Origin of the sequence: Cupriavidus phytohabitans, assembly GCF_000426345.1 — a bacterium.
Classification (GTDB): domain Bacteria; phylum Pseudomonadota; class Gammaproteobacteria; order Burkholderiales; family Burkholderiaceae; genus Cupriavidus.
On sequence record NZ_AUFE01000013.1, the window covers coordinates 87584 to 112022 of the forward strand.

The 24439-nt window shown below is 66.3% G+C and carries 24 protein-coding genes and 1 tRNA gene; 6 read left to right on the plus strand and 19 right to left on the minus strand.

Annotated elements, in window-relative coordinates:
* Positions 1 to 41: 41 nt before the first annotated feature.
* The 3 genes from rsmD (at position 42) to K309_RS0112660 (ending at position 1802) form a co-directional block, all read left to right on the plus strand.
* On the plus strand, positions 42 to 749 hold the full coding sequence (gene rsmD / locus K309_RS0112650) for a 16S rRNA (guanine(966)-N(2))-methyltransferase RsmD (RefSeq protein ID WP_029046760.1): 708 nt from the start codon (positions 42 to 44) through the stop codon (positions 747 to 749).
* Between the two features lie 239 nt (positions 750 to 988).
* Positions 989 to 1474, plus strand: coding sequence for a pantetheine-phosphate adenylyltransferase (coaD, locus tag K309_RS0112655; protein WP_029046761.1), 486 nt, complete (start codon positions 989 to 991; stop codon positions 1472 to 1474).
* A gap of 67 nt (positions 1475 to 1541) precedes the next feature.
* Positions 1542 to 1802, plus strand: a complete 261-nt coding sequence (locus K309_RS0112660; RefSeq protein ID WP_029046762.1) for a YfhL family 4Fe-4S dicluster ferredoxin — start codon at positions 1542 to 1544, stop codon at positions 1800 to 1802.
* 148 nt (positions 1803 to 1950) lie between these two features.
* On the opposite strand, the gene K309_RS0112665 is transcribed toward K309_RS0112660, so the two are convergent.
* From K309_RS0112665 to K309_RS0112700, 8 genes are all read right to left on the minus strand, one after another.
* Positions 1951 to 3807, minus strand: a complete 1857-nt coding sequence (locus K309_RS0112665; RefSeq protein WP_029046763.1) for a PhoX family protein — start codon at positions 3805 to 3807, stop codon at positions 1951 to 1953.
* Between the two features lie 205 nt (positions 3808 to 4012).
* Positions 4013 to 4615, minus strand: a complete 603-nt coding sequence (gene pth, locus K309_RS0112670) for an aminoacyl-tRNA hydrolase (protein ID WP_029046764.1) — start codon at positions 4613 to 4615, stop codon at positions 4013 to 4015.
* 162 nt (positions 4616 to 4777) lie between these two features.
* Positions 4778 to 5392, minus strand: coding sequence for a 50S ribosomal protein L25/general stress protein Ctc (locus tag K309_RS0112675; RefSeq protein WP_029046765.1), 615 nt, complete (start codon positions 5390 to 5392; stop codon positions 4778 to 4780).
* Positions 5393 to 5526: 134 nt separating this feature from the next.
* A complete protein-coding gene (locus K309_RS0112680; RefSeq protein ID WP_029046766.1) occupies positions 5527 to 6480 on the minus strand; it encodes a ribose-phosphate pyrophosphokinase in 954 nt (317 codons plus the stop codon).
* Between the two features lie 97 nt (positions 6481 to 6577).
* Positions 6578 to 6654, minus strand: a tRNA-Gln gene (locus K309_RS0112685).
* 59 nt (positions 6655 to 6713) lie between these two features.
* Positions 6714 to 7598, minus strand: coding sequence for a 4-(cytidine 5'-diphospho)-2-C-methyl-D-erythritol kinase (ispE, locus tag K309_RS0112690; RefSeq protein WP_029046767.1), 885 nt, complete (start codon positions 7596 to 7598; stop codon positions 6714 to 6716).
* Positions 7595 to 8203 carry a lipoprotein insertase outer membrane protein LolB gene (lolB, locus tag K309_RS0112695; protein WP_029046768.1) on the minus strand — a complete coding sequence of 203 codons (609 nt, stop codon included), beginning with the start codon at positions 8201 to 8203 and terminating at the stop codon, positions 7595 to 7597. Before lolB ends, ispE begins: the two co-directional genes overlap by 4 nt.
* Before the next feature lie 114 nt (positions 8204 to 8317).
* The gene (locus K309_RS0112700; protein WP_232232372.1) at positions 8318 to 10279 is read right to left on the minus strand and encodes a tetratricopeptide repeat protein; all 1962 of its coding nucleotides are present in this window, start codon (positions 10277 to 10279) and stop codon (positions 8318 to 8320) included.
* A gap of 140 nt (positions 10280 to 10419) precedes the next feature.
* Between K309_RS0112700 and mutM the strand changes: the two genes are divergently transcribed.
* The 3 genes from mutM to mutY all read left to right on the plus strand — a co-directional run bounded on the left by mutM (position 10420) and on the right by mutY (position 14868).
* Positions 10420 to 11286, plus strand: a complete 867-nt coding sequence (mutM, locus tag K309_RS0112705; RefSeq protein WP_029046770.1) for a bifunctional DNA-formamidopyrimidine glycosylase/DNA-(apurinic or apyrimidinic site) lyase — start codon at positions 10420 to 10422, stop codon at positions 11284 to 11286.
* A 278-nt stretch (positions 11287 to 11564) separates the two neighbouring features.
* Positions 11565 to 13514: a dynamin family protein gene (locus tag K309_RS0112710; protein ID WP_029046771.1), complete on the plus strand. Its 1950-nt coding sequence runs from the start codon at positions 11565 to 11567 to the stop codon at positions 13512 to 13514.
* A 181-nt stretch (positions 13515 to 13695) separates the two neighbouring features.
* On the plus strand, positions 13696 to 14868 hold the full coding sequence (gene mutY, locus K309_RS0112715) for an A/G-specific adenine glycosylase (RefSeq protein WP_029046772.1): 1173 nt from the start codon (positions 13696 to 13698) through the stop codon (positions 14866 to 14868).
* An 18-nt stretch (positions 14869 to 14886) separates the two neighbouring features.
* Here mutY and K309_RS0112720 read toward each other — a convergent pair whose 3' ends face one another.
* From K309_RS0112720 to K309_RS0112770, 11 genes are all read right to left on the minus strand, one after another.
* Positions 14887 to 15555 (minus strand): LON peptidase substrate-binding domain-containing protein, encoded by a 669-nt coding sequence (locus K309_RS0112720; protein WP_029046773.1) that lies wholly within the window; start codon positions 15553 to 15555, stop codon positions 14887 to 14889.
* Between the two features lie 108 nt (positions 15556 to 15663).
* Positions 15664 to 16551 (minus strand): RNase adapter RapZ, encoded by an 888-nt coding sequence (rapZ, locus tag K309_RS0112725; protein WP_029046774.1) that lies wholly within the window; start codon positions 16549 to 16551, stop codon positions 15664 to 15666.
* A 122-nt stretch (positions 16552 to 16673) separates the two neighbouring features.
* On the minus strand, positions 16674 to 17006 hold the full coding sequence (locus tag K309_RS0112730; RefSeq protein ID WP_029046775.1) for a PsiF family protein: 333 nt from the start codon (positions 17004 to 17006) through the stop codon (positions 16674 to 16676).
* A gap of 170 nt (positions 17007 to 17176) precedes the next feature.
* Positions 17177 to 18148, minus strand: a complete 972-nt coding sequence (gene hprK / locus K309_RS0112735) for an HPr(Ser) kinase/phosphatase (protein ID WP_029046776.1) — start codon at positions 18146 to 18148, stop codon at positions 17177 to 17179.
* Positions 18149 to 18227: 79 nt separating this feature from the next.
* A complete protein-coding gene (gene ptsN / locus K309_RS0112740) occupies positions 18228 to 18683 on the minus strand; it encodes a PTS IIA-like nitrogen regulatory protein PtsN (protein ID WP_029046777.1) in 456 nt (151 codons plus the stop codon).
* Between the two features lie 372 nt (positions 18684 to 19055).
* Entirely contained in the window at positions 19056 to 19406 is a 351-nt protein-coding gene (gene hpf / locus K309_RS0112745; protein WP_029046778.1) for a ribosome hibernation-promoting factor, HPF/YfiA family, read from the minus strand.
* Between the two features lie 48 nt (positions 19407 to 19454).
* A complete protein-coding gene (locus K309_RS0112750; protein WP_029046779.1) occupies positions 19455 to 20933 on the minus strand; it encodes an RNA polymerase factor sigma-54 in 1479 nt (492 codons plus the stop codon).
* A 155-nt stretch (positions 20934 to 21088) separates the two neighbouring features.
* Positions 21089 to 21889, minus strand: a complete 801-nt coding sequence (gene lptB / locus K309_RS0112755; RefSeq protein ID WP_029046780.1) for an LPS export ABC transporter ATP-binding protein — start codon at positions 21887 to 21889, stop codon at positions 21089 to 21091.
* Between the two features lie 53 nt (positions 21890 to 21942).
* On the minus strand, positions 21943 to 22590 hold the full coding sequence (gene lptA / locus K309_RS0112760; RefSeq protein ID WP_029046781.1) for a lipopolysaccharide transport periplasmic protein LptA: 648 nt from the start codon (positions 22588 to 22590) through the stop codon (positions 21943 to 21945).
* Between the two features lie 126 nt (positions 22591 to 22716).
* A complete protein-coding gene (gene lptC, locus K309_RS0112765) occupies positions 22717 to 23346 on the minus strand; it encodes an LPS export ABC transporter periplasmic protein LptC (protein WP_029046782.1) in 630 nt (209 codons plus the stop codon).
* Between the two features lie 22 nt (positions 23347 to 23368).
* A complete protein-coding gene (locus tag K309_RS0112770) occupies positions 23369 to 24352 on the minus strand; it encodes a KpsF/GutQ family sugar-phosphate isomerase (protein WP_029046783.1) in 984 nt (327 codons plus the stop codon).
* Positions 24353 to 24439 lie beyond the last annotated feature (87 nt).

The following is a 24439-nucleotide window of genomic DNA, read 5'->3' on the forward strand; positions in this document are numbered from 1 at the left end:
GCTAGTGCGGCGAACCGGCCCGCAGGCTCTACAATCACGGGATGAATTCGCGTTCCCGATTGCCTTCGCCCGCTCCCGGCGGGCGTACCCCTTCCTCCGCGCCAGCTTCCGCTGCAGCCGGCGCACGTTCTCCAGCAGGGCCTCCGCGCCCGGTGCCGCGACAGGCGCCTTCCCAGGTCCGCATCATCGGTGGGCGCTGGAAGCGCACGCTGCTGCCCGTGCCCGACGCCCAGGGTTTGCGCCCGACACCCGATCGCGTGCGCGAGACCTTGTTCAACTGGCTTGGCCAGGACCTGTCGCGGCTCGCCTGCCTGGACCTGTTCGCCGGCTCCGGCGCGCTCGGCTTCGAAGCCGCGTCGCGCGGCGCTGCCGCAGTGACGCTGGTGGAGTCCAATGCCCGCGTGGCCAAGCAACTGCGCGACAACCAGTACCGGCTCGATGCCAGCCAGGTGCGCGTCGTGCAGGGCGATGCCTTTACGGTTGCCGCGCAGCTGCCCGACGGCAGCTTCGACGTGGTGTTCCTGGACCCGCCCTTTGCCGAAGACTGGATCGGCCCGTCGCTGGAGCACGCCGCGCGGCTGCTGCGGCCCGGTGGCGCAGTCTATGTCGAAACCGACCATGCCCTGACCGGCGTCGACGCCCCGGTCCCGGCATCGCTCGAGATCGTGCGCCATGCGCGCGCCGGCGCGGTGCATTTCCATTTGCTGCAGCACCGCCAGCACCCACAGCACGGTAGCGGCGCGGATTGACGGCGTGCCCCGGCATTGCGCCAAGCCCCTGTTTCGCCATGCGCTAAGGGCGCCTTTCCGATTGCGAAACGGATTCGTGGGTGCAGTGCCGCAAAACGGTACGCCGCGCGCCTTCCAAGCGGCGCATTTAGGGTTACACTACGCCGCTGTCACAACGCTCGCGACGCAGCACCCACGCCGGTCCGGCCGGCGAACGAGGCGGCCACAACGGCCGGCAGCGGGCAGATCAAGGAGGAAGTATGGTCATCGCGGTCTATCCCGGCACCTTCGATCCAATGACCCGGGGACACGAGGATCTGGTCCGCCGTGCGTCGAATATCTTCGACGAACTGGTGGTCGGCGTGGCGCACAGCCCCAACAAGCGCCCGTTCTTTTCGCTCGACGAGCGCATCGGCATTGCCCGCGAAGTGCTTGGGCACTATCCCAACGTGCGTGTGGAAGGTTTCGCCGGGCTGCTCAAGGACTTCGTGCGCAAGAACAATGCGCGCGTGATAGTGCGCGGCCTGCGCGCGGTGTCCGACTTCGAGTACGAATTCCAGATGGCGGGCATGAACCGCTACCTGCTGCCCGACGTGGAAACCATGTTCCTGACCCCGTCGGACCAGTACCAGTTCATCTCCGGCACCTTCGTGCGCGAGATCGCGGTGCTGGGCGGCGATGTCAGCAAGTTCGTGTTCCCGTCGGTGGAGCGCTGGCTGCAAGAGAAAATCGCCAAACCGGAATAAAATACGTTTTCAGACACGTCAGACCGCGGCCAGTCGGGCGCGGGCGTGTCCGCAGGAAGGAAACACCATGGCGCTGATGATCACCGACGACTGCATCAACTGCGACGTTTGTGAACCCGAGTGCCCGAACGAAGCCATTTCGATGGGGCCCGAGATCTATGAAATCGACCCCAACAAGTGCACCGAGTGCGTCGGGCACTTCGACGAGCCGCAATGCCAGCAGGTCTGTCCGGTCGCCTGCATCCCCAAGGATCCGAACCGGGTGGAGTCGCAAGAGGTGCTGATGCAGCGTTACCGGCTGCTGACGGCGGCCAAGCACGCGGCCTGATCCGCCGGCCTGGCCTGCTCCGCTTCGCATTTCGCACCGCGCTCAGAGGCAAAAAAAAGCCCCCGTCACCGCAAGGTGGCGGGGGCTTAACTTTTCCCCAGTTACTACGGTACTACGGCACTACACGGTACTACGCGGTACTACGCGGTCACGCACCCATCGGCTTGCCGTCCGTGCGGCGCACGACGATGGTCGACGAGCGCGGCGGCTTGGCGGCGTCCGGCCACTGGCCGGTCGGGTGCTGGATGTTGATGAAGCAGGTGGTCAGATCCGGCGTGTAGGCGATGCCGGTGATCTCGCAACCGGTCGGGCCGACCAGGAAGCGCTTCGACTGCCCGGTCGGCGAGATGTAATACATGCTGTTGTTGCCGAAGGTGTTGGTGTACGTCGAGCTGGTGCTGGAGTCGGTCTGCACCCACAGTCGGCCCTTCGGATCCACGCGCAGGCCGTCCGGGCTCGAGAACGTATCGCCATTGATGTTGCCCTTCAGGTTGTCCGTGGCCAGCGACGGGTCGCCAGCCTGCAGCAGGATGCTCCAGGTGAAGGTGGTGGCCAGCGGCGAGTCGCCGGCTTCCTTCCACTGGACGATGTGGCCGTGCAGGTTCTGCACGCGCGGATTGGCGGCGTCGGTCTGCTGGCGGCCGCTGTTGTTGGTCAGCGTGCAGTAGACGGTCTTGTCCAGGCCGACCGTGATCCATTCCGGGCGGTCCATCAGCGTGCCGCCGGCGACGCGCGCGGCCGACTTGGTGTTGATCAGGACGTCGGCCTGCGTGGCGAAGTCGACCGTGGTCGGTGCCGGCGCGGTGGCGAACTGGGTCCAGTTGCCCGGATCCGAGGCGCCAACGGTCAGGCCGTTCTTGCCTTGCGTGAGTTCGACCCACTGCCCGCTGCCGTCGGCGTTGAACTTCGCCACGTAGAGCGTGCCGCTGTCCAGCAGGTTGGCGTTGGCCGCGCGGTTGTTCGGATCGAATGCCGCTGCCGGGATGAACTTGTAGATGCAGCCCGGCGTGCCGTCGTCGCCCATATAGAAGGCGACCCGGTTGCCGGCATCGGTCAGGAAGGCGACGTTCTCATGGTCGAAGCGGCCCATTGCGGTGCGCTTGGCCGGCGCGCCCAATGTGCCATACGGGTCGATCTCGACCACCCAGCCGTATCCCTTCTCGTCCTGGTTCCTATCCAGGTAGTTGTCCGTGCTTTCTTCGCAGGTCAGGTAGGTCCCCCAGGGTGTGTACCCGCTGGAGCAGTTGTTGAGCATGCCTACCACGGTCGACCCCACGGTGGCAGCGGCCGGGCCGCCCACACGGTACAGCGTGTTGCCGGTGTAGCGCTTGTTGTAAATCGAGTCGCGCTTGACCTGCCACTTGCCGCTGGCAGCCAGTTCGACCTCGATTACCGAAATGCCGACCGCTGACAGCGCGATTCGCTTCTGCTCGGGGCTGGCCGTGGCTTCGTCATAGGTGGCGCCCGCAAACAGGATCTTGTAGTCCGGCAGTTCGTGGTTGATGGCGAGCAGGCCGCCCTTCTGCGGATCGACACCCGACAGCGCGAAAAAGTGCATGCCGTCATGGTTGCCGCCGGCCTGGCGCTCGGTTTCGGCCGACGACTGGAACGCGCCGGCATAGCCGGTGGCGCCGGCCTCGACCGGATCGCCCGCGGAAAACAGCACGTCGACGCTGTAGCCGTTCGGCACCACCACAGCGTCGGCGGTCGACTTGGCGACCGGCTCGAAGGTGACGTCGTAGCTTGGCGTGACAGAGCCGGGTGCCGGGCCAGGGGCGGGCGCCGGTGCGGGCGCCGGTGCGGGCGCAGGATCGTCATCGCCGCCGCAGGCAGCCAACAGGCCGCTGCCGAATGCGGAGAACAGCGACAGGCCCACGCCGCCGCGCAGCACCCGGCGGCGGGCCGGGTTGGCAGCAACGATGTCTTCCAGCCGCTGGCCGGGCACGTCAACGTCAGGCTTGGCGGCACGGCCGGCGGCGCGCGCTTCGTCGGTCAGGTACGACATGGGCTTTCCTCTCTTTGTGGGTTTGTCATGCGCGCCGGCTACGATGTGATCCGGCGCGGTGGAAACCCCGCAATGTAGGGACTGCCCGTGGAAGTTTGATGACAGCTTGTCTGCAACATAAGAGTTGCAGCGCGCCAACGACAAACGGGCCGTATATGCGGCCCGTGTCACATCGGCGTCGCGGAAATGTGCCTGCGCCGACAGGTCAGCGCGTGGTGTGCAACTGCGCCATCGCGCGCTCGGCATCGCCGCGAGCCAGCAGCCCCAGCGGATCGATGCAGCGGTCGATGGCGGCGTCGATCGCTTCCTGCTCCTCTTTGCGCGGCGGCTTGAGCACGAAGTTGACCACGTCCTCGCGGCCCGCGCCGGCGCCGGCGCCGCCAGGCGCGTTGCGCGGATGGCCAACGCCGATGCGCAGGCGCCAGTAGTCTTGCGTGGTCAGGTGGGCCGAGATGTCCTTGAGGCCATTGTGGCCGCCCGCGCCGCCGCCGCGCTTGAGCTTGACGGTGCCGGACGGCAGGTCCATTTCGTCGTGGGCGACGACGATCTCGTCGGGCAGGATCTTGTAAAAGCGTGCCAGCGAGACCACGGCCAGCCCCGAGCGGTTCATGAAGGTCGAGGGCTTGAGCAGCCAGATGTCCTGGTCCCACAGCCGCGCGCGCGCGGCCAGCCCGTGAAAGCGCCCTTCCACGCGCGGCGTGGCGCCACCGATGCGGGCAAGCTGGTCCACCAGCCAGAAGCCGGCGTTGTGCCGGGTGGCCTCGTATTCCGCACCGGGATTGCCGAGGCCGACGATGAGCTTGATCATGCGATTGACTGATTCGTTGGCGCGCAGGGCTGCGCCACAGGCGCCAAGGATACCGAAAATCCGGCCAGGTGCCGGTTCGGCAGAGTCGAAAAAAAACCGCCGCGAAGGGCGGCGGTTTTCTCCGTGGCGCGGCCCATGGGCCGCGGACGCTGTGGCAGCAGCTTAGGCAGCCGGCGTTTCGCCTTCGCCTTCGGCGCTTTCGGCGGCCGAAGCGGCGCCAGCCGGCAGCGAGATGCTGGCGATGGCGGGATTGTCGTCACCGTGGGTGATGACGGTCACGCCCTTCGGCAGCTTCAGGTCGGCCAGGTGCAGGGTCTGGCCCAGTTCCATCGTGCCAACGTCCACTTCGATGAACTCGGGCAGGTCGGCCGGCAGGCACGACACTTCCAGGTCGTTGACGATGTGGTTGACCAGGCCGTGGCCCAGCTTCACGCCAGGAGCGGTTTCCTGGTTCATGAAGTGCAGGGGCACCTTGACGTGGACCTTGTCGTTGGCCGACACGCGCTGGAAATCGACGTGCAGGACCAGCGGCTTGAACGGGTGCATCTGGAATGCGCGCAGCAGGGCCTTTTCCGACTTGCCAGCGACTTCCAGGTCCAGGATCGACGAGTGGAACGCTTCCTTCTTCAGGGCGTGCCACAGCGCGTTGTGATCCAGTTCGATCATCTTCGGCTCGGCGGCGCCGCCGTAGATGATGCCGGGGGTCTTGCCCGAATTGCGCAGGCGGCGGCTCGCACCCGTACCCTGTACGCTACGCTCGAAAGCGACAACTTTCATGATGACTCCAAAAGTAAAGAAGGCTGTCCGCGACCAGACAGCCTCGTTGCGGCGCTAACAATGAGAATCAGCGCCGATCAAGCCACGTTGGCCGTCGCATAACGGCTGCCAACGCGGTAAAGCCCTAAATTCTATCAGGAACCCGCAAACAGCGACATGATCGAGTCGCCCTTGACGATGCGGGTGAAGGTCTCGGCCAGCAGCGGGGCGGTCGAGAGCTGGCGGATCTTGCCGCACTTGGCCGCTTCTTCCGACAGCGGGATGGTGTCGCACACCACCACTTCGTCCAGCGACGAGTCGGCGATGCGGGCGGCGGCGCCGCCGGACAGCACCGGGTGCGTACAGTACGCAAACACCTTCAGCGCGCCACGTTCCTTCAGCACCTGGGCGGCTTTGCACAGTGTGCCGCCAGTGTCGATCATGTCATCCATGATGACGCAGTTGCGGCCTTCGACTTCACCGATGATGTTCATCACCTCGGCGACGTTGGCCTTGGGACGACGCTTGTCGATGATCGCCAGGTCGCAGTTCAGTTCCTTGGCCAGTGCCCGCGCACGAACCACGCCGCCGACGTCAGGCGAGACCACCAGCAGGTCGCCGTAGTTCTTCTCGCGCAGGTCGCCCAGCAGGACCGGCGATGCGTAGATGTTGTCGACGGGAATATCGAAGAAGCCCTGGATCTGGTCGGCGTGCAGGTCCATCGTCAGCACGCGCTCGACACCGGCGACTTCCAGCATGTTGGCCACGACCTTGGCCGAGATTGCCACGCGCGCCGAACGCGGGCGGCGGTCCTGGCGGGCATAGCCGAAGTAGGGCATGGCGGCGGTGATGCTGCGTGCCGAGGCGCGCTTGAGCGCATCGACCATCACCATCAGTTCCATCAGGTTGTCGTTGGTCGGCGCGCAGGTGGACTGCAGCACGATGACGTGCTTGCCGCGAACGTTTTCCTGGATTTCTACCTGGACTTCACCGTCGGAGAAACGACCAACCTGGGCCTTGCCCAGCGGAATGCCGAGGTGCTGTACGACAGCCTCCGCGAGTTTGGGGTTGGCGTTGCCGGTAAATACCATCAAGCCTTCGCTGCGCATTCGGGGCACCTGTCTTGCTGCTGGGGGAGCTTGGTGTCACCGGCGAAGCCGGTGACCTGGAAGATATCGTGTACCGTTAGGACACTATAGGAAGTAATGGCAGGGGAAGAAGGATTCGAACCTTCGAATGCCGGAATCAAAATCCGGTGCCTTGACCAACTTGGCGACTCCCCTACACAACCGGGCCGTTCTTCGTGGTACCTACCTGCCGTACCGCGCCGAACGATAACTTGCTATGCGAACGCTGCGAGCGGGTGATGCGCCAGACTCCTCACACACCTGCCATCCCATTCGGGAGGCAACCTTTCCAAAACCTGCTGCGCTGTCTTTGCGTCAGGAAAACGCGCAAACACGCAGGCTCCGGAACCGGTCATCCTGGCATGCTGATTGTATTGCTTCAGCCATTCCAGGGCTCGGGCAACTTCGCCGAACTTCGCTGTTGCTATCGGTTCCAGGTCGTTGCGACCGAAATCGAATTTGTTTGTGCGAGCAGCGAAGACCGCAATTATGGAGACGGGCGTATCCCTTGTCAAGCGCTGGTCCGAAAAAATTTCAGACGTCGGCACATGTTGTTTCGGATGGATGACCACGAACCAGCTTTCGGGCAACTCCACCGGGGTCAGTTGCTCGCCCACGCCCTCGGCGAACGCGTTCCGGCCGAACACGAACACCGGCACGTCCGCACCCAGCTCGAGGCCGATGCGCATCAGTTCCGCGCGCGACAGGCCCAGGCCCCAGAGGTGGTTCAGCGCCAGCAGCGTGGTCGCGGCATCCGACGAGCCGCCGCCGATGCCGCCGCCCATCGGCAGCACCTTGTCGATCTCGATGTCGGCGCCGAAGGGGGTGCCCGTGGCCGCCTGCAACGCGCGCGCGGCGCGCACGACGAGGTCGCTGTCGGCGGGCACGCCGGGCACGTCCGTGACGCGCGCCACGATGCCATCGTCGCGCCGGCGGAAATGCAGCGTGTCGAACCAGTCGACCAGCTGGAACACGGTCTGCAGCGTGTGGTAGCCGTCGGCGCGGCGCCCGGTCACGTGCAGGAACAGGTTGAGCTTCGCGGGCGCGGGGCAGTCGCGCAGTTCGGGCGGCGGCAGTGCCGGGGTCCGGTCAGGGGTCATGGCGTCTCGGTATCGATGACCAGCCGCACCGACAGCGGATTGCCGCCGGAGTCGCGCGCGAGGTCGATGCGGCGCGGCTGCGCCGCGGCGGCGGTTGCGGCCTGCGTGTCCTGCCATGCGACGTAGCGCACGGTCCAGCCGTTCTGCGCCAGTGTCGACAGGCGCCCCTGGTCGTCGCGCGTAGTGCGCGCAGGCGATCCCTGCGCGGCGCGGCCATGCAGCCAGTCACGCATGCCGGCCACCGGCAGTGCGAAGCCGAGCGCTTCTTCCATCAGCGTGTCGACCTCAGGCGCATTGCGCGGCGGCTGGTTGGGCAGGTCCAGCGTGGCGCCGGACGGCGTGGCAGTGACCACCGCCAGCGTCTGGCCAAGCGGCGAGACCAGGTCGAGCCGCACGTTGCGGCCTTGCTCTTCCCAGCGGAAGCTGCCGGTCACGCCTTCGTCGCGGCCGTAGCGCTGGTAGTTGGCCGAAAAGCGGCCGGTGTATTGCCGGCTTGCGCTGGATTCACCGGCATCGAAGCCGCGCGACGGTGCCACGCTGGCGCACGCCTGCAGCAGCAATGGGGCGCCCAGGCAAAGCAGTGCCAGGCGTCTGGTTCGATTCATGGACATGGTCGTGGAGCGGCGGCGCGCGGCCGCGGCCGCCGGACTGACGGAAATCCCGTGCCGCGCCTGGACAACGCAAGTCAAGCGGGGCTACGGGGCTACGGGGTTACGGGGTTACTTGGCCAGCTGCACCTCGAACTTGTACCTGCGCAGCGTATCGACCAGGGTTTCGTTCTCGGGATCGATGCGCATCGCCTCGGTCCACGTCTTGCGCGCTTCCTCGTGCTCGCCGAGCTGCCACAGCACCTCGCCCAGGTGCGCGCCGATCTCCGCTTCAGGCGCCTTGGCGTAGGCGTTGCGCAGCAGGTCCGCAGCGGGGCGCAGCTCGCCCATGCGGAATTTGACCCAGGCCAGGCTGTCCATGATGTAGGGATCGTCCGGGCCCAGTTCGGTTGCGCGTTCAAGCAGCATGCGCGCTTCCGGCAGCCGCTCGTTGCGATCGGCGAGCGAGTAGCCAAGCGCGTTGTAGCCCTGCTTCTGCTGCGGCTGCAGCGCGATCACGCGGCGCAGGCCTTTTTCCATGCTGTCGTAGCGCTTCTGGCGCTCGTCGAGCATGGCCAGCTCGTAGATCCAGTCGGCGTTGTCGGGCTCGGCGGCGATGCGGTCGTCGAGTACCTTGCGCGCTCGGTCGTAGGCCCTGGTCTCCATCAGCGTGGCCACCTCGGCCTGGCGGATCGCCATGACGCGCTGCGCGCGCTGGCCCGGGTCGGGGATTTCCTCGGCATCGGCAAGCATCTCGCCGAACAGGGCCTGCGCATCGTCGAGCTTGCCCAGGCGTGCCAGCAGTTGCGCGCGCTTGGCGGTGGCCGCGGGCGCCAGGCGGATGTCCTCGATGCGGTCCAGCCACCGGATCGCCCCGGCGTAGTCCTTACGTTCCTCGGCAATCTGCGCCAGGTACTGGTAGGCGATGTCTGGATTTGCCGTGGGTTGCTTCTCGACCAGCTGCAGGTACTCCTGCAGGTATTGCTCGGCTTCGCTGTAGTTCTTGGCCTGCAGGCTGGTCAGTCCGAGCGCCAGTGGCACGCGCGGATCGGCGGGCGCCACCTTGCGCAAGGTCTCGAACTCTTGCCGGGCCGCCTGCATGTCATTGCGCAGCAGGTACAGGCGTGCCAGCGTGATATGGCCGTTGACCGATTCGGGCGACTTGTCGAGGAAGCGCTTGAGGATGGCGACGGCTTCGTCGGGCTCCTTTTCGGCGCGCAGCTCGGCAGCCATCAGCGCGGCAGGCTCATAGCCCGGGCGCAGCTTCAGCGCCTGGTCGAGCGCGGTGATCGCGCCCGGCACGTCGTCGGCGATTTCGCGCGCGCGCGCCAGCGCCAGGTAGGTTTCCGGCAGCTTGGTATCGTTGCGCGTCAGTTCCTGCAGCAGCGAGGCTGCGCCGGCGGGATCGCTGGTGCGCGACAGTTGCTGCTGCATCTGCAGGATGGCGTCGCCGCGCTGGCTGGCGGGTACGGCGGCCAGCTGCTGCTGCAGCAGCGGGCGGGCATCGTCCCAACGTCCGTTCAGCACCAGCAGTGTCGACAGGACCTGCGCGGCCGCGGGCGAATTGGGCGAGATTTCGCGCCACAGCCGCGCCGCGTCCAGCGCCTGCTGCGGGATGCGCGCGTTAAAGGCGATCTCGGTGGCGCGCTGCGCGAAGCGGGGGTCGCGCGTCTGCCGCGCCAGTTCGAGGTAGGTGCGGTAGGCCGGCCCGACCAGGCCGCGCTGCATGGAAATCTCGGCCGCCAGCACCATATAGACGATGTCGTCGGTCAGCTCCAGCGACGGCAGCTGGCTGCGTGCCGACTTGCCGGTGCTGGCGGCGGGGCGCGCGTCGTCGGAGGCTGCGATCTGCATCGGCGCAAGCTGCGGCAGCGGCACGTCGCCGGCCGGAGGTGCCGCATGCGCGGCGCCAGCCAGGGCGAGCAGTGCCGCGGCGCCCACCGCACGTGCGTGGCGGCGGGTTCTGGCAAAGGCTCCCGCGACGCCTGCCGTGCGCGTAAATGCGCCCTCGTGCACGGGGATGCCGCACATGGAGGCTTGCAATGTGGCGTCCGGCATCAGGTCCGGCGTCAGGTCCAACTTCAGGTCCGACATGTATCTAGTGCTCCGGCGCGCGCTGGCGAAGGAATGGATAAGGGCATTGTAGCCTGCCGCTACAATGCGCTGCTTGGCGCGCTGGCCTGTGGCCAGCAAGGCCGGCAGGAGTTTGGAGCGGTAACCAACGGAGAGGTTCGATGCCTGAATTGCCCGAGGTCGAAGTGACCCGGCGCGGCTTGCTGCCGCACGTGGTGGGGCGGCGCATTGAAGCGGTGACGGTGCGCCACCGCGGGCTGCGCTGGCCGGTCGAGCCGGGCCTCGAAACCCGCCTGGCGCAGCGTGTGGTGCGCCGGATCGAACGCCGCGGCAAGTACCTGCTGCTCGAATGTGTCAGCGACGATGCCGCCGAACCGGCCGGCTGGCTGCTGGTGCATCTCGGCATGACCGGCACGCTGAGAGTGTTGCCGCAGGCGCCGCCGCCCGGCGCCCACGATCACCTCGACATGGTGCTGGCCGCTGGTGCCGGGGGCGCCGAGGGTCCGGTGGTGCTGCGCTTCCGTGATCCGCGCCGCTTCGGCGCGGTATTGTGGACCACGCTTCCCGAGCACGAACTGCCATCCCACCCGCTGCTGCGCACGCTTGGCATCGAGCCCTTCGATGCTGCCTTCGACGGCGCCTGGCTGCACCGCCACACGCGCGGCCGCAGTGCTGCCATCAAGACGGTCCTGCTGGCCGGCGGCATCGTGGTCGGGGTCGGCAATATTTACGCGTCGGAAAGCCTGTTCCGCGCCGGCATCCGGCCGACCACGCCGGCCGGCCGCCTCAGCCGCGCGCGTTGCGACCGGCTGGCACAGGCGGTGCGCGAGACCCTGGCGCAGGCGATCGAGCGCGGCGGCAGCACGCTGCGCGATTTCGTCGGCAGCGACGGCGCCAGCGGCTACTTCCAGCTCGATTGTTTTGTCTACGACCGGGCCGGCCAGCCTTGCCGCGTCTGCGCCACGCCGGTGCGGCAGATCGTGCAAGGCCAGCGCTCCACCTTCTACTGCCCCAACTGCCAGCACTGAGCGGCGACCGCCATTGAGATGCGCGGTGTGGCGCACAATGCGCGCCGGCGGCGGCAGTCGATGGCTTGGCGCAACACTCTGCCCGCATGCCTTCCGCAAGGGACGCGAATTCCACAAAACCGCCGTGGAAACCTGTATCGTGTGCGCAGTCATAAAAAGTTACAAAAATGGAACAGATTGGCTCCCCCGATGACCGCGGCGGGCCGGCAGTGCGGGAACACGGGCACGCCTCCGCCGGCGGCGGCCCCGATGCAAAAACCGAGTCAGCCGAACAGCTCATGACAACGCTCGCCCACCAATTCGAACAATACGGCGCATGGAGAACGGGGGTCCTCCAGTCCCTGGCGGAATTCCAGTCGTGGCTGCAGCAGCACGACCTGTACGACGCGCAGGCCGACGACCGCGTGCAGCGCATCCAGAACGTGCTGCGCAGCGACCGGCTCAAGGTCGCCTTCATTGCGGAGTTCTCGCGCGGCAAGAGCGAGCTGATCAATGCGATCTTCTTTGCCGACTACGGGCGCCGCATCCTGCCGTCGTCGGCGGGCCGCACCACGATGTGCCCGACCGAGCTGCGCTACGACGAGGCCGAGCCCCCATGCATCCGGTTGCTGCCGATCGAAACCCGGCTTCAGGACGCCTCGACCGCGGATTTTCTCGAGGCCGGCCCCTCGGCACACTGGCATACGGTGCCGCTGGACCCGTCCTCGCCCGAGGGCATGCTCGAAGCCTTCCAGCACGTGGTCCAGACCGTGCGCGTGCCGCCCCAGCAAGCCGAGGCGCTGGGCCTCTACCATGAGAGCGACCCCGATGCCGCTTATGCGGTCGATGCCGAGGGCATGGTCGAGATCTCGCGCTGGCGCCATGCGGTGATCAATTTCCCGCACCCGCTGCTGCGCCAGGGGCTGGTCATCCTCGACACGCCGGGGCTGAACGCGATCGGCACCGAGCCCGAACTGACGCTGCGCCTGATCCCCGACGCGCACGTGGTGGTGTTCGTGCTGGCTGCCGATGCCGGCGTGACCAAGAGCGACCTTGAGCTGTGGCGCACCCACGTGGACGCCGGCCATCGGCGCGGCTGCCTGGCCGTGCTCAACAAGATCGACGGGCTGTGGGACCCGCTGCGCCAGCCGTCCGAGATCGCGGGCGAGATCGGGCGGCAGGTCTCAAGCACGGCGCAGGTGCTGGGCATCGAGCAGGCGCGGGTCTATCCGGTGTCGGCGCAGAAGGGCCTGGTGGCCAAGGTCACGCACGACGACGCGCTGCTGGGGCGCAGCGGCTTGCCGGAGTTCGAGCACGTGCTGTCCGACCAGCTGATCCCGCGGCGGCGCGACATCGTCTCGGACCAGGTCCACCGCCAGGCGCAGGACATGGCGCGGGCCGCGCAGCAGCTGCTGCAGAGCCGCCGCCGCGATATCGTCGAGCAACTGTTCGAGCTGCGCGGGCTGCGTGGCAAGAACCACGCGATGGTCAAGCACATGCTGATGCGCGTGCAGGCCGAGAAGGAAGAGTTCGAGCAGAGCATCAGCAAGTTCCAGGCGCTGCGGCTGGTGTTCGGCCGCCACAGCGCCGACATCATCAAGAGCCTGCAGCTGCGCGACGTGCGCCGGACCATGCGGGCCGCGCGCGAGCAGATGAAGGAACGCTTCTTTTCCCGCGGCCTGCGCGAGGACATGGATGCGCTGTTCGCCCAGCTGACCGCGCTGGTGGCCGATGCCGACAACAAGATCGGCCAGCTGCACCAGCTGATCGAAAGCATGTACCGGCGCTTCAATGCCGAGCACGGCTTCACGCTGCCCGCGCCGATGCAGTTCACCGCCGAGCGCTATGTGGCCGAACTGCAGGAGACGCTGCGGCTGGTGCATGCGCACTTCGGCACGGTCAGCATGCTGACGCGCTCGCGGCCGCAGCTGGTGCAGAACGCATTCAGCACCATGGCCAGCCGCGTGCTGGAGAACTTCCGCGACCTGAACCGCGATATCGAGGTGTGGCTCAAGTCGGTGATGACGCCGCTGGAAGCGCAGGTGCGCGAGCACCAGAAGCAGCTGCGCCGGCGCGTCGATTCGATCGAGCGCATCCATGAAGCGACCGATACGCTGGAAAGCCGAATTGCACAGCTCGAGGAAGTGCTGAACGGGCTGGATGAGCGCAGCGGGAAGATCGAGGGGTTTGCGCAGCGGTTGCTGCGTCCGGCGACCGGGGCGGAGCAAGCGAGCCTGGCGGTGGCGTGAGGGGAAGCGTTTTTACGGGCCGGTATATCATGTAGCGCCGCGCATAGCGGCGCTTTTTTTGCTGGCAACGTTCGCACGCTGCTGGTTTGCTCCCCTCTCCCGCAAGCGGGAGAGTGAGCACTCCAAGCGGTGACGAAACGTCCGTAGCCACCACCAGTCCCCACACCACAAGCCGTACCCCATGCCCCGCAAGTCTGCCTCCCGCGCCACCGCAGCCATCCCCGCCGACATCCACGTGCCCCCCGATTTCGGCGCACGGGTCGTCAACTGGCAGCGCGTCCATGGCCGGCACGACCTGCCTTGGCAGAACACGCGCGATGCCTACCGCATCTGGCTGTCGGAAATCATGCTGCAGCAGACCCAGGTCAGCGCGGTGATCGAGTATTTCCAGCGCTTTGTCGCCACATTGCCGACGGTGCAGGCACTGGCCGCCGCGCCCGCGGACCAGGTGATGGCGCTTTGGGCCGGCCTCGGCTACTACTCGCGCGCGCGCAACCTGCATCGCTGCGCCATGCAGGTGGTCAGCGAGCACGGCGGCGTTTTCCCGACCGATCCCACGGTATTGGCGACGCTGCCCGGCATCGGCCGTTCGACCGCGGCGGCGATCGCCGCCTTCAGCGCCGGCGTGCGCTCGCCGATTCTCGACGGCAACGTCAAGCGTGTGTTTGCGCGCTGCTTCGGCATCCATGGCCATCCGGGCGAGCGCGCGGTGGAAACGCGCATGTGGCAGCTGGCCGGGATCGCGCTGCCCGCAGCGGGCCCGCGCCAGGCCGAAGACATGGTCGCCTATACGCAAGGGCTGATGGATCTCGGCGCGACGGTCTGCTCGCGCGGCAAGCCGGCGTGCCTGGCCGATGCCGGCGCGTGCCCGCTGTCCGCAGACTGCGTGGCGCGCCGCGACGGGCTGACCGGCGTGCTGCCCACACCCAAGCCGCGCGCCGCGATCCCCGAGCGCAGCACGGTAATGCTGATGGTGCGGCGCGAGCGTGAAGTGTTACTGCGGCTGCGCCCCGGCAGCGGCATCTGGGGCGGCTTGTGGAGCCTGCCGGAGATGCCGGTCGAAACCTTGCCCTTCGATGCTGAAGCGGCCGAAGCCGCCGCGTTCGACTACGCCCGCGCCTACGGCGCTCCCGTGCGCGCCGCGATGGCGGGCGAACTGACCCATGTTTTCACGCACTTCCGCCTGTTGATCCGCGCGATTCGCGTCGATGTGGGCGCAGGCGACCCGATGGTGCAGGACCGCGCCACCGAAGCCACACAACGCTGGCTTTCGCTCGACGATCTCGATGCGCTGGGCACGCCCGCGCCGGTGCGCAGGCTGCTGGAGGACCAGGCCCGCGGCGGCCTGTTCTGAAGGCGGCCCTGGCGCCGCTCAGACGATGTGGTTCTGCCGCATGTAGCGGTGCACGATCTCGATGCGCATGCCCGCATCGGGCAGCGCCATCAGCATCTGCTTGGCTTTCAGCGGCACCGGCAGCAGTTCGCACAGCCGGTTGGCGACCCAGCTGGGATCGTCCCACAGATAAGGCTCGTCGAACGGCATCCGGTCGGGCTGCTCCGCATGCAGCCGCGTCACGATCCGGCGCAGCGCGTCCAGGCATTCGCCGAGCAATTCGAGCTTGCAGTCGATGATATCGGCGGGCAGTACTTTGGCACGCGCCACCAGCAGGCCGTCGTCGCGGGTCTCGTGGCTGATGATCTGGAAGCGCTCGCGCCCGCGCGCACGGATCAGCAGCACGCCGAGCTGCTCCATGTTGCAGTCGACGATTTCGGCCAGGCAGCCGACCGTTTCCGGCACGGTGGCCTTGCCGGGCCGCGCCACTTCGTCGCCGCTCTCGATCAGGCAGGCGCCGAACGGCGTGCCGTCGCGCAGGCAATTGCGCACCATGTCGACATAGCGCGCCTCGAATACGCGCAACGGCAGCCGGCCACCGGGAAAGAGCACGGTGTGCAGCGGGAATAGTGGGAGGTTGTCTAGCGTCTGCGGCTCGGGGTCGGACCCGGCGGACGAGGTGGGGCGGTAAAGGTCGGTGGAAGACATGCGGTGCCAGCGTGCATAAGGGATGCAGTGGGATGCCAGAATGCAGCAACGGCGCGCCGCCGGACCATACGCCGCGCCGCCGATGCCCGCAGGCATGCACGCTTGGCGTCAGCCCGCCGGCGCGAGCTCTCGGTGTCTCACCAGCACATTACCATGCGCGCGGAAATAGTTGGCAAGCCTTTCAGCAATATAGACCGAGCGATGCTGGCCGCCGGTACAGCCGATGGCGACCGTCAGGTAGCTGCGGTTGTCGGCGATGAAACTCGGCAGCCACTTTTCCACATAGGCGCGGATATCCTCGGCCATCGCCAGCACCATCGGCTGCGCCTGCAGGAAATCGATCACCGGCGTGTCGCGCCCGGTCAGCGGGCGCAGCGCCACGTCGTAATAGGGATTGGGCAGCGAGCGCACGTCGAACACCATGTCGGCGTCGCTGGGCACGCCATGCTTGAAGCCGAAGGACTCGAACAGCAGCGTGAGGCGCTCGCTGTCGTTGCGGATCAGCTCCTTGATCCAGCTGCGCAGCGTATTGGTGCGCACATTGCTGGTATCGATGCGGTGCGCGGCCTCGGCCAGCGGGCTCAGCAGCTCGCGCTCCATTTCAATCGCTTCCATGAGCGCGGTGTCGTTGAAGGCGGGCTCGCCGCCGGGGCTCACCACGCCCCCGTCGGTGCGGATCGACAGCGGATGGCGCCTGCGCGTCTCGGAGTAGCGCTGCACCAGAGCGTCCGTGCTGGCCGTCAGGAACAGCACCTCGACCTGGTGCTCGCCGGCGAGCGTACGCACGGTATCGGGCAACTGGTCGAGCGACTCGCGGCTGCGGATGTCGGTGGCAACGCCCAGGTGCGTATAGCCCTGGCTGGACAGGTAGCGGACCAGTTCCGGGATGAACTGCGCCGGCAGGTTGTCCACGCAGTAGTACCCCGCATCTTCGAGGACATTCAATGCGACGGACTTGCCGGAACCGGAAATGCCGGTGATAAGGATGATGCGCATAGCAACTGAAGCATAGCATCACGTGATGGCCGCGTCATGACAGCGGGATGACCGCGGGCCCGGAAACAACGATGGCGAACCTCGCGGTTCGCCATCGTTGCTTGCTCGGAAGAGGGCCTGCCTCAGGCCGACTTCGACAGGCACTCCTTCATGTACGCCTTGTATTCGTCGCCCTTCTTGCCCTTGCCTTCCTTGCTGCAGGCCGCCATTTTTTCCTGCTGGGTCTTGGGCACCGCGTCCGGCTTGGCCGACAGGCACTGCTTCATGAATGCCTTGCGCTCGTCGCCCTTCTTGTCGCCGGCCTGCGCATTGCAGGTCTTCATCTTTTCCTGCTGCGCGGTGGGCGCCTTGGCGGCGTCCTTTGCCGGGGCCGCCGGTGCCGACGCCGACTGGGCGAAGGCCACGGATGCCAGCAGCGGGGTGACCAGCGCGCACATCGCGATCAGTTTCTTCATGCTTGCTCTCCTTGGTATGGAAAACATCACGGCCGCACGGTGTCAGGGGCTGGCGGCGGCCTTGTAATGGGCTCGATGCCCATTACAGCACAAAACGGCACTATGGATGTCGGCGTTGACGGCGGGGGAGGCCGCCGTTGTAAGCAATTGAAAACGCGTGTCCGGCCCGGTCAGAGCAGGCGGCCCTGGCCGCGCGAGACCGCATCGGCCTGTATCGCGGCGCGCTGGCGGTCCATGAAGTCGCGCAGCGTGTCGATGCCGCGCAGGCGCAGGATGGTGTTGCGCACGGCGGCCTCGACCAGCACGGCGAGGTTGCGGCCGGCCGCCACCTGGATCTTGACCATGTGGATCGGCAAGCCCAGCACGTCGAGGTATTGCGAATCGAGCGGCAGGCGCTCGAACTCGCCGTCGTTGCGGCGCACCAGCTGCACCACCAGCTTGATCTTCATCTTCCGGCGTACCGCGGTCTCGCCGAAGATGGTCTTGATGTCGAGCAGGCCCAGGCCGCGCACTTCTAGCAGGTTCTGCAGCAACGGCGGGCAGCGGCCCTCGATAAAGTCCGGCCCCAGGCGTACGAAGTCAACCGCATCGTCAGCCACCAGCCCGTGCCCGCGCGAGATCAGTTCCAGGCCCAGTTCGCTCTTGCCCAGCCCCGATTCACCCATGATCAGCACGCCCATGCCGAGGATGTCGAGGAACACCCCGTGCATGGTCACGCGCGGCGCTGAGATGCGCGACAGGTACAGGCGCAGGTGGTCGATCACCGCTGCCGACGACACCGGCGTGGTGAACAGCGGCGTGGAAGAGCGTGTGCAGCGCAGCTCCAGGTCCGGCGGCGGCTCCATGCCGTCGGCCACCACCAGGAAAGGCGGTTCCAGCAAGATCAGCTCGCCCATCTGGCGCTTGCGGATATCGTCGTCCAGCCGCTGGTAGTAGGTGATCTCAGGCTTGCCAAGCACCTGGATGCGGTTGGGGTGGATCAGGTTCAGGTGGCCCACCAAGTCTGCGGCGGAGGTGGCTTCGCGGGCGAATTCCACGTCGAAGGCGCGGTCCGCACCTTCCAGACCGGCCACCCAAGAGAGTTTGAGGTCGGCTGCGTTGTCGTCGAAGATGGACTGGGAGGTGACGCCGGTGAGTTCCATGCGGGTATGACGTGTGGGGCGGTGTGCCAGGCGCTGCGCCTGTCCGGTCTGTGCCGGCCCGTTCAGGTCAATCGGTGAATCAGGGATGCCATTCGGTCAGCAGCTGGTGCACGGCTTCGGAAGTGGGCAAGGTCGCCAGCCCTTCGCGCATGTCGCGATCGGACAGCAACTGCGCGATCTCGGACAGGATTTCCAGGTGCTGCTGCGTGGCCTGTTCCGGCACCAGCAGGAAAATCAGCAGCGACACCGGCTTGCCGTCCGGCGATTCGAACGGGATCGGCTCGGCCAGGCGCATGAAGGCGGCCAGCGGCTGCTTCAGGCCCTTGATCCGGCCGTGCGGGATCGCCACGCCGGCGCCAAGGCCGGTGGAGCCCAGCGACTCGCGCGCGAACAGGTTGTCGGTCACAGTGGCGCGCGCCACGCCATGGTTGTTCTCGAAGAGGAGCCCGGCCTGCTCGAACACACGCTTCTTGCTTGTGACGCTGACGTCGAGGGTAATGTTGCCGGGTGGCAGCAATTTGGCCAAACGATTCATGGGCGATGCGCAGGATTTCAGTTAGCGGGCGGATCCGCCGTTCCGCCGGGCAGTATGGCTCAGAGGCTGCCGGTCGCCGGCAACGCCGAGGCGTCCGGCCATTATAGAGCAGCGGCCTCCCCGTGATTGTGCAGCGCAGCGCCGCGCGGTGGGCGTCCGCACCGTAAGCGGGCGCGGGCAGGATGCGGCTCTGCATGTATGGCGCAGCATACACCCTGCCGCGGCCGTTGCGAACACTCCGTCTCAAACGGGTGACACGCCTTTGCGCAGGCGCCACAGCGCACAGCGCCGCAGGCGCAAAAAAGCCGCGCTATGCGCGGCTTGCCTGTTCAGTCTTGATTCAGCAACCCTCTGCGGGGCCACCGGGCACGCTCATTGCTGCATCTGCGCTGCGGCCATCTGGTACTTGACCGCTTCGCGGTCGTGGCCTTGCACGCGGTCCTTGTAGCGCAGTACCTGACGGTCCAGCTTGTCGACTAGTGCGTCGATCGCTGCATACAGGTCTTCATGATGCGCTTCAACGAAGATGTCCTTGCCCCTGAGATGTAGATTGATTTCCGCATATTGCCGCCTGTCCTTTTCCTTGTGATTGTCGACAGAGAGCAGCACGCTAACGCCAATGACCTGATCGAAATGCCTGACGATTCGCTCCAGCTTCGTTTCCACGTACTCACGCAACGGCGGCGTGATGTCAAGGTGGTGTCCACTGATCTTGAAGTTCATAGCGCTTCTCCTTCTGAAAGAGCCTCACCAGGCAGGCGGTGGGCTCGGCTACAAAGACTTGCGGAGATTCACTGCGGGGATCTTCAGGGCTTCGCGATATTTGGCAACGGTGCGGCGTGCGACAACGAAGCCTTGCTCACCCAGCAGTTCGGCGATGCGACTGTCGGAAAGGGGATTCCTCGGGTCTTCGGCTCCTATCAGTTGCTTGATCAAGGCGCGGATGGCCGTTGATGAAGCCGCGCCACCGGTTTCGGTGGACACGTGGCTGCCGAAGAAGTACTTCAGTTCGAAAGTACCCATCGGCGTTGCCATGTATTTATTGGTCGTCACCCGGGAGATGGTTGACTCGTGTAATCCCAGTGTATCGGCAATCTCCCGCAAAACCAAGGGGCGCATGGCGATTTCGCCGTGCGTGAAAAAGTTCTTTTGACGCTCGACAATGGCCTGCGAGACACGCAGGATCGTGTCGAACCTTTGCTGGATATTCTTGATCAGCCAGCGCGCTTCCTGCAGTTTCTGCTGCAGGCCCGCGGTACCCGACTCGCCCTTCGCGCCGCGCAGGATCTGCGCGTACATGTCGTTGATGCGCAGCCTCGGCATCACATCGGGATTGAGCTGCGCGATCCAGCCGCTGCCGCTCTTGCGCACGAACACATCGGGCACGACGAAGTCGGCCTCGGGTCGGCTGTAAGCCTGGCCCGGATAGGGTGCCAGCGAGCGGATCAGCTCGTGCGCGGCCTTGAGTGCAGGCTCGTCTACCTGCAGGGCTTTTTTCAGGCGCGTGTAGTCGCGCACCGCCAGCAGCTCGAGGTGGTTGTGCACGATGTTCAGCGCCAGTTCGCGCTGCGGGTGCTGCAGCCGGCGCAATTGCAGGCCCAGGCACTCGGCTGCATTGCGCGCGCCCACGCCCGGCGGGTCGAAGCTTTGCAGCAGCGTCAGCATCGCCTGCACTTCGTCGATCTCGAATTCGAGCTCTTCCGGCAGTTCGGCGCAGATTTCTTCGAGTGTCGCGCTGAGGTAGCCGTCGTCGTCGAGCGATTCGATCAGGAAGATGGCCAGGCCCTTGTCGCGCACCGAGATCTTCAGCGGCGTGAGCTGTTCCATCAGGTATTCGCGCAGCGTGGGCTCGGCCTCGCGCAGCTGCATCGGCGTCTTCTCGTCTTCGTCGCCTTGCGGGCGGCGCGCGAAGTCGTCCAGGCTCCAGTCGCCGCCATAGTCTTCGCCACTGTTGCTGTCGCCGTAGCTGTCGTCGTCGCCCGCGCCATCGGTGCGCGCCTCGCCATTGCCTTGCGGCTCGGAAGGTGCCGGCGCCGGCGCGCTCTGAACATTGACCGAACCATCGGCGGCCACGCGCAGCGGGCTTTCGATCCAGTCGTTCTCGCGTTCGAGAAGGGGGTTTTCCGTGAGCGCCTGTTCGACTTCCTGCTGCAGTTCCAGCGTCGAAAGCTGCAACAGCCTGATCGACTGCTGCAGTTGCGGTGTCAGTGCCAGGTGCTGGGAGAGGCGGAGCTGTAGCGACGGTTTCATGCGACCTATTTTATGCGCATCTTTCCGTTGTTGGAACGGAAATTGCTATCAATGTCGCGGCTCGATCGACGCCGGCAGTGGGCTGGCCCACACCCAGATCATGGGGCCGAAAGCAGGGAGAATCAATGGCCTGCCGCTGTGGACAGGCCAGTACATCACATGCGGAAGTTCTCGCCCAGGTAGACGCGCCGCACCGATTCGTTGGCGATGATCTCTTCGGGCCGCCCGGCGGCCAGCACGGTGCCTTCGCTGATGATGTACGCGTGGTCGCAGATGCCAAGCGTTTCGCGCACGTTGTGGTCGGTGATCAGCACGCCGATGTTGCGCGCCTTCAGGAAGCTGACGATGCGCTGGATCTCGCCCACTGCGATCGGGTCCACGCCGGCGAACGGTTCATCCAGCAGGATGAAGCGCGGCGACGATGCCAGCGCGCGCGCGATTTCCACGCGGCGGCGTTCGCCGCCGGACAGCGACAGCGCCGGGTTGTTGCGCAAGTGAGCAATCTGCAGGTCGTCGAGCAGCGCGTCGAGCCTGCGCTCGATCTCGGCCTTGGCCAGCGGCTTGCCGTTTTCCACCTGCAGCTCCAGCACGGCGCGGATGTTTTCCTCGACGTTGAGCTTGCGGAAGACCGACGCTTCCTGCGGCAGGTAGGACAGGCCCATGCGCGCGCGCTCGTGGATCGGCAGGCTGCTGATGTGGTCGCCGTCGAGCACGATATCGCCCTCGTCCAGGTTCACCAGCCCCACGATCATGTAGAAGGAGGTGGTCTTGCCCGCGCCGTTGGGGCCGAGCAGGCCGACCACTTCGCCGCTCTTCACGTCCAGCGACACATCTTTGACCACGGTGCGCGAGCCGTAGTGCTTCTTCAGGTGGCGCACGACCAGCGTGCTGCCGCCTTCGAGGACGGCCGTGGCTTGGGCGGAAGGCTTTTCGGCGATGGTGGCGGTATCGGTCATTGGCACAGTCTGGCGTTCAGCGTTTCAGGCGAGGAAGCGGTCCCCGCCCGGCGTCAGGGTTTGTTGGCGGGCGCGGGCGCCGGCTTCAGGTCCAGCGGCGAGCCGCTGCCCGAACCCTGCGCATTCGGGTCCTGCCGAGGCGACAGCACCGCGCGCACGCGGCCCGACGGATTGGCGGCCGAGGTGTTGTCGCCGCCGCCGGCAGCCGTGTAGAACTCCTTGCGGCTGTCGTAGGTCAGCACCGCGCCGCGGATCTCGTCGAGCATCTTGGCGCCCTGCAGGCGCGCCATGCGCGCGTGGCCGATCAGCTTGGACAGCTCCTGCTTGCCGTCGTATTCGATGCGGTCGCCCCAGCCGTCGATGTACTCGTCGACGCCTTCGCGCTTCTGCCGGATATAGGCTTGCTTGCCCGGCTTGGACGTGGCCACCGCGAACTGGTAGCCCTCGGGATCGGTGCGCAGTTCGGCCGCATCCGATTTCAGGATCATGGTGCCCTTGGTCAGCACCACGTTGCCGGTCAGCGTATAGATCTGCTTGACGTCGTCGTAGCTGGCATTGTCGGCCTCCAGCACCATCGGCTTGTCGCGGTCCGCGCGCTCGGCCAGCGCGGGCTGGGCCAGCAGCAGGCCGAAGGCCATGGCCGTGGCGAGCAGGGCCGGGGCGGCATGTCGACGGGACGAAGTCGTCAGGGAAGCAGTCATGTTGGCAGCAGTAGCTAGAGGGCGTGGTGGTGCGGATTATGCAGATGCGGGTCGTGCGGGGCGGGCAGGGCGCGCGGCGGCATGGCCGTTGTCCGGGCGGGCGGCCGGGCGGCCGCGCCAGCCAGGTCAGGGCCCCGGCGTACGGCCCGGGGACGGCCCGGTGACGATGGTGCCGCGTACGTTGCCGAGCAATTGTACTTCGCGGGTGACGTTGTTGAAGATCAGCCCGTTCGCGGTCATCACCGACGGGCCGCGCATCAGCTTCACCGGCTTGTCGGTCTTGACGATGTCGTCGTTGACCAGCAACTGGAAATAGCTCGACGCGGCGCTCAGCTGCGGATCCTTGGACGGGTCGGCGCCCTGCTGGCGCAGCACATGGCCGTTGCCGTACAGGTCGATCACCGAGCCTTCCGCATTCATGCGGCCCAGGTCGGCGCGTGCCGTCACCGGCGGCCGGTCCGGTTCATAGGCGCGCAGCGCGGGGCGCGTGACCTCGTAGGTCTGGTCGTCCTCGAAGTGGACCATGCGCTCGCCGGTGAAGCGGATCTTGGTGCTGCCGTCCTGCGCCAGTTCCGTGGCCGAGAAGCGGTCCATGAAATAGTCCGGCTCGTGCTTCTTGGCCGCCTGAGTGTCCTGGCTTTCCTTGGGCGAGTTGATCTGCACCAGCCAGAAGGTGCTGCCGGCGACGATGGCCATCAGCAGCAGCGGCAGCAGCCGCATGACGATGCCGCTGAGGGAGGCGATGAGTGCCTGCATGGTGTGCTTGCCCGCGCCCCGTTCAGATGACCTTGGCGCGGGTCAGGTCGTGGATATGCAGCGCGCCGGCCAGGCGGTCGTCGTCGTCGACCACCAGCAACTGGTTGATGCGGTTGGCTTCCATGACCTGCACCGCCTCGACGGCGAGCTGGTTCTGGTTGACCACGTGCGGGTTGCGGTGCATGACCTCGCCGATGGGAACGGTCTTCCAGTCGCGCGGGGTTTCCAGCAGGCGGCGCAGGTCGCCGTCGGTGAAGACGCCGATGGCATGGCCGTCGGGATCGACCACCGCGGTCATGGCCATGCCCTTGCGCGTGATTTCCATCAGCGCCTGGGCCAGCGGGGTGTTCTCGCGGACACTGGGGACCGCATTGCCGGTGCGCATCACGTCGCGCACGTGGGTCAGCAGCTTGCGGCCGAGCGCGCCGCCCGGGTGCGAGCGGGCGAAGTCTTCCTCGCCGAAGCCGCGCGCGTCCAGCACCGCTACGGCCAGCGCGTCGCCCAGCGCCAGCGCGGCGGTGGTGCTTGCCGTTGGCGCCAGGTTCAGCGGGCAGGCTTCCTTTTCCACGCCCGCGTCCAGATGCGCGTCAGCCAGCTTGGCCAGGTTCGATTCAGGATTGCCGGTGACCGAGATCAGCCGCGCACCGATGCGCTTGACGATCGGGATGATCGACAGCAGCTCGCCGGTCTCGCCGGAATTGGAGAAGGCGATCAGCACGTCATCGCGTGTGACCATGCCCAGGTCGCCGTGGCTGGCCTCGGCCGGATGCACGAAGAACGCCGGGGTGCCGGTGGAGGCCAGCGTGGCCGCTACCTTGCGCCCGATATGGCCGGACTTGCCGATGCCGGAGACCACCACGCGCCCGTTGCATTGCAGGATCATCTGCACGGCGCGGGCAAAGTCATCGGTCAGTCGGCCCGAAAGTGCGGATACCGCATCGGCTTCGGTCTGGAGGGTATCGCGGGCGAGCCGGAGTGCTCGATCCGCATCGAAATTGGCTATCATGGCGTCGAAGTATACCAACGAATGCGCTGGCGTCCGGGGCTGCCTCCAAGCGCCCGGGCGCCTGCCGCATTCACCGCGCTTGCCACG

What these genes read in the sequence shown, in the direction of transcription:
- rsmD (WP_029046760.1), top strand. Translation starts at nt 42, where the DNA reads ATGAATTCGCGTTCCCGATTGCCTTCGCCCGCTCCCGGCGGGCGTACC.
- coaD (WP_029046761.1), top strand. Translation starts at nt 989, where the DNA reads ATGGTCATCGCGGTCTATCCCGGCACCTTCGATCCAATGACCCGGGGA.
- K309_RS0112660 (WP_029046762.1), top strand. Translation starts at nt 1,542, where the DNA reads ATGGCGCTGATGATCACCGACGACTGCATCAACTGCGACGTTTGTGAA.
- K309_RS0112665 (WP_029046763.1), bottom strand. Translation starts at nt 3,807, where the DNA reads ATGTCGTACCTGACCGACGAAGCGCGCGCCGCCGGCCGTGCCGCCAAG.
- pth (WP_029046764.1), bottom strand. Translation starts at nt 4,615, where the DNA reads ATGATCAAGCTCATCGTCGGCCTCGGCAATCCCGGTGCGGAATACGAG.
- K309_RS0112675 (WP_029046765.1), bottom strand. Translation starts at nt 5,392, where the DNA reads ATGAAAGTTGTCGCTTTCGAGCGTAGCGTACAGGGTACGGGTGCGAGC.
- K309_RS0112680 (WP_029046766.1), bottom strand. Translation starts at nt 6,480, where the DNA reads ATGCGCAGCGAAGGCTTGATGGTATTTACCGGCAACGCCAACCCCAAA.
- ispE (WP_029046767.1), bottom strand. Translation starts at nt 7,598, where the DNA reads ATGACCCCTGACCGGACCCCGGCACTGCCGCCGCCCGAACTGCGCGAC.
- lolB (WP_029046768.1), bottom strand. Translation starts at nt 8,203, where the DNA reads ATGAATCGAACCAGACGCCTGGCACTGCTTTGCCTGGGCGCCCCATTG.
- K309_RS0112700 (WP_232232372.1), bottom strand. Translation starts at nt 10,279, where the DNA reads ATGTCGGACCTGAAGTTGGACCTGACGCCGGACCTGATGCCGGACGCC.
- mutM (WP_029046770.1), top strand. Translation starts at nt 10,420, where the DNA reads ATGCCTGAATTGCCCGAGGTCGAAGTGACCCGGCGCGGCTTGCTGCCG.
- K309_RS0112710 (WP_029046771.1), top strand. Translation starts at nt 11,565, where the DNA reads ATGACAACGCTCGCCCACCAATTCGAACAATACGGCGCATGGAGAACG.
- mutY (WP_029046772.1), top strand. Translation starts at nt 13,696, where the DNA reads ATGCCCCGCAAGTCTGCCTCCCGCGCCACCGCAGCCATCCCCGCCGAC.
- K309_RS0112720 (WP_029046773.1), bottom strand. Translation starts at nt 15,555, where the DNA reads ATGTCTTCCACCGACCTTTACCGCCCCACCTCGTCCGCCGGGTCCGAC.
- rapZ (WP_029046774.1), bottom strand. Translation starts at nt 16,551, where the DNA reads ATGCGCATCATCCTTATCACCGGCATTTCCGGTTCCGGCAAGTCCGTC.
- K309_RS0112730 (WP_029046775.1), bottom strand. Translation starts at nt 17,006, where the DNA reads ATGAAGAAACTGATCGCGATGTGCGCGCTGGTCACCCCGCTGCTGGCA.
- hprK (WP_029046776.1), bottom strand. Translation starts at nt 18,148, where the DNA reads ATGGAACTCACCGGCGTCACCTCCCAGTCCATCTTCGACGACAACGCA.
- ptsN (WP_029046777.1), bottom strand. Translation starts at nt 18,683, where the DNA reads ATGAATCGTTTGGCCAAATTGCTGCCACCCGGCAACATTACCCTCGAC.
- hpf (WP_029046778.1), bottom strand. Translation starts at nt 19,406, where the DNA reads ATGAACTTCAAGATCAGTGGACACCACCTTGACATCACGCCGCCGTTG.
- K309_RS0112750 (WP_029046779.1), bottom strand. Translation starts at nt 20,933, where the DNA reads ATGAAACCGTCGCTACAGCTCCGCCTCTCCCAGCACCTGGCACTGACA.
- lptB (WP_029046780.1), bottom strand. Translation starts at nt 21,889, where the DNA reads ATGACCGATACCGCCACCATCGCCGAAAAGCCTTCCGCCCAAGCCACG.
- lptA (WP_029046781.1), bottom strand. Translation starts at nt 22,590, where the DNA reads ATGACTGCTTCCCTGACGACTTCGTCCCGTCGACATGCCGCCCCGGCC.
- lptC (WP_029046782.1), bottom strand. Translation starts at nt 23,346, where the DNA reads ATGCAGGCACTCATCGCCTCCCTCAGCGGCATCGTCATGCGGCTGCTG.
- K309_RS0112770 (WP_029046783.1), bottom strand. Translation starts at nt 24,352, where the DNA reads ATGATAGCCAATTTCGATGCGGATCGAGCACTCCGGCTCGCCCGCGAT.